This window comes from Methylobacterium sp. WL116 (assembly GCF_008039455.1).
In the GTDB taxonomy this organism is placed as follows: Bacteria; Pseudomonadota; Alphaproteobacteria; order Rhizobiales; family Beijerinckiaceae; genus Methylobacterium.
In genome coordinates this window covers 1-1,032 of record NZ_VRUV01000912.1, presented here as the reverse complement: position 1 = coordinate 1,032, position 1,032 = coordinate 1, and the positions used below count along the sequence as shown (strand labels likewise).

1 protein-coding gene is annotated in these 1,032 nt (G+C 71.3%); it reads left to right on the top strand.

Annotation, left to right across the window (positions count from 1 at the left end):
* Window positions 1–191: 191 nt before the first annotated feature.
* A partial coding sequence (locus tag FV223_RS28400; RefSeq protein ID WP_147729971.1) for a cytochrome c family protein occupies window positions 192–1,032 on the top strand: 841 nt, incomplete at its 3' end.

Here is a 1,032-nt window from a genome sequence, read left to right as displayed (position 1 = left end):
GCACTCGCGCCGCCCGGGCGCGTCGAGGCGGGCGGCGGCGTGCGACCAATCGTGTGCCGACTGTCACCCATTCCGCCATTGTCAAGGTCGGCTTCGAGCGGCTAAGCACCCTCGAAATCTTCCAAAGTCCGGCGCCGGCAGGCCGGGCGCGGATTCGCCCGCCGCGCAGCGCGACAGGAGTTGAAGAAAGCATGGACTCGTTCGAGCTGAACAAGGTGGCCGGTGCAGTGCTCGGCGCCCTGCTGTTGGTGGCCGGATCGGGCTTCGTCGCCGAGCTGATCTACCATCCCAAGCCCGCGGGCAAGGCCGGCTACGACCTGCCCGAGGCCAAGGAGGAGAGCGCCGCGGCGCCCGAGGCCGCCAAGGTCGAGCCGATCGCCGTGCGGCTGGCCTCCGCCAACGTCGAGAAGGGCCAGGGCGGCACCAAGGCGTGCCAGGCCTGCCACAGCTTCGAGAAGGGCGGCCCGAACAAGGTCGGCCCCGACCTGTGGGAGGTGGTCGAGCGCAAGAAGGGCAGCCACGAGGGCTTCGACTACTCGGCCGGCATGAAGGAGAAGGGCGGCACCTGGACCTACGCCGACCTCGACGAGTTCCTCACGAGCCCCAAGGCCTACGTGAAGGGCACCAAGATGGCGTTCGCCGGCATCAGCTCGCCTCAGGAGCGCGCCAACGTCATCGCCTACCTCCACACCCTGTCGGACAGCCCCAAGCCGCTGCCGGCGGTCGAGAAGGCGGCCGATGCCAAGCCGGCCGATGCCAAGCCCGCCGACAAGCCGGCCGACGACAAGCCCGCCGAAGCCAACCCCGCCGAAGCCAAGCCGGCGGACAAGCCGACCTCCGAGAAGCCGGCGGCCGGCAAGGCCTCCGAGGGCAAGGACAGCCCGGCCAAGCCCGCCGACACCAAGGCGGAGGGCGCCAAGCCGGTGACCGAGAAGCCGCCGGGCGCGCCCGCCGGCGCCGGCTCCGAGAACCGCAACGCGGTCGAGCAGAAGTCGGCGCCCGAGAGCAGCGGGCCGTCGCCCGCCGCCGACA